The 2,003-nt window shown below is 49.2% G+C and carries 2 rRNA genes; both read left to right on the forward strand.

Annotated features, from left to right (window positions below):
• Positions 1-1,066, forward strand: a 16S ribosomal RNA gene (locus D8S93_RS24725); the annotation flags it as partial.
• Positions 1,067-1,343: 277 nt separating this feature from the next.
• Positions 1,344-2,003, forward strand: a 23S ribosomal RNA gene (locus D8S93_RS24735); the annotation flags it as partial.

Raw genomic sequence — 2,003 nt, forward strand, 5'->3', positions numbered from 1 at the left:
TTTGACGTTAGCGACAGAAGAAGCACCGGCTAACTCCGTGCCAGCAGCCGCGGTAATACGGAGGGTGCGAGCGTTAATCGGAATTACTGGGCGTAAAGCGCATGCAGGTGGTTTGTTAAGTCAGATGTGAAAGCCCGGGGCTCAACCTCGGAATAGCATTTGAAACTGGCAGACTAGAGTACTGTAGAGGGGGGTAGAATTTCAGGTGTAGCGGTGAAATGCGTAGAGATCTGAAGGAATACCGGTGGCGAAGGCGGCCCCCTGGACAGATACTGACACTCAGATGCGAAAGCGTGGGGAGCAAACAGGATTAGATACCCTGGTAGTCCACGCCGTAAACGATGTCTACTTGGAGGTTGTGGCCTTGAGCCGTGGCTTTCGGAGCTAACGCGTTAAGTAGACCGCCTGGGGAGTACGGTCGCAAGATTAAAACTCAAATGAATTGACGGGGGCCCGCACAAGCGGTGGAGCATGTGGTTTAATTCGATGCAACGCGAAGAACCTTACCTACTCTTGACATCCAGAGAACTTTCCAGAGATGGATTGGTGCCTTCGGGAACTCTGAGACAGGTGCTGCATGGCTGTCGTCAGCTCGTGTTGTGAAATGTTGGGTTAAGTCCCGCAACGAGCGCAACCCTTATCCTTGTTTGCCAGCGAGTAATGTCGGGAACTCCAGGGAGACTGCCGGTGATAAACCGGAGGAAGGTGGGGACGACGTCAAGTCATCATGGCCCTTACGAGTAGGGCTACACACGTGCTACAATGGCGCATACAGAGGGCGGCCAACTTGCGAAAGTGAGCGAATCCCAAAAAGTGCGTCGTAGTCCGGATTGGAGTCTGCAACTCGACTCCATGAAGTCGGAATCGCTAGTAATCGTGGATCAGAATGCCACGGTGAATACGTTCCCGGGCCTTGTACACACCGCCCGTCACACCATGGGAGTGGGCTGCAAAAGAAGTAGGTAGTTTAACCTTCGGGGGGACGCTTACCACTTTGTGGTTCATGACTGGGGTGAAGTCGTAACAAGGTAGCGCTAGGGGAACCTGGCGCTGGATCACCTCCTTATACGATGATTATTGCGATGAGTGTTCACACAGATTGATGGTTTTGAAGCGAAAGCTTCGAGCTATTATTGCTCTTTAACAATTTGGAAAGCTGACAAAACAACAATTTATTGTTGTTTGTAAAGTTCTCAAAGTATTCATTTATGAATACAACTAAAAACACATTCAAGTGTTCTTGGAATTTGAGTCCGGCAAAATCGATATGTCTCTCGCTCATTCAAATAATGAGAGACAACTTTGGTTGTTTAACATCAATTCGAAACTCCTTCGGGTTGTATGGTTAAGTGACTAAGCGTACACGGTGGATGCCTTGGCAGTCAGAGGCGATGAAGGACGTATTAACTTGCGATAAGCCCAGATTAGGTAGTAAAAACCACTTGAGTCTGGGATTTCCGAATGGGGAAACCCACTTACATAAGTAAGTATCGTTATGTGAATACATAGCATAACGAGGCGAACCGGGGGAACTGAAACATCTAAGTACCCCGAGGAAAAGAAATCAACCGAGATTCCGAAAGTAGCGGCGAGCGAAATTGGACTAGCCCTTAAGCTTTATAGGCGTCAGGTGAACAAGCTGGAAAGCTTGGCGATACAGGGTGATAGCCCCGTAACTGACGACGCATATTCAGTGAAATCGAGTAGGGCGGGACACGTGATATCCTGTCTGAATATGGGGGGACCATCCTCCAAGGCTAAATACTACTGACTGACCGATAGTGAACCAGTACCGTGAGGGAAAGGCGAAAAGAACCCCTGTGAGGGGAGTGAAATAGAACCTGAAACCGTGTACGTACAAGCAGTAGGAGCAGGCTTGTCCTGTGACTGCGTACCTTTTGTATAATGGGTCAGCGACTTATATTCAGTGGCAAGGTTAACCATCTAGGGGAGCCGTAGGGAAACCGAGTCTTAACTGGGCGTTCAGTCTCTGGATATAGACC

Origin of the sequence: Vibrio sp. VGrn 2, from assembly GCF_009361695.1 — a bacterium.
Lineage (GTDB): Bacteria > Pseudomonadota > Gammaproteobacteria > Enterobacterales > Vibrionaceae > Vibrio > Vibrio diabolicus.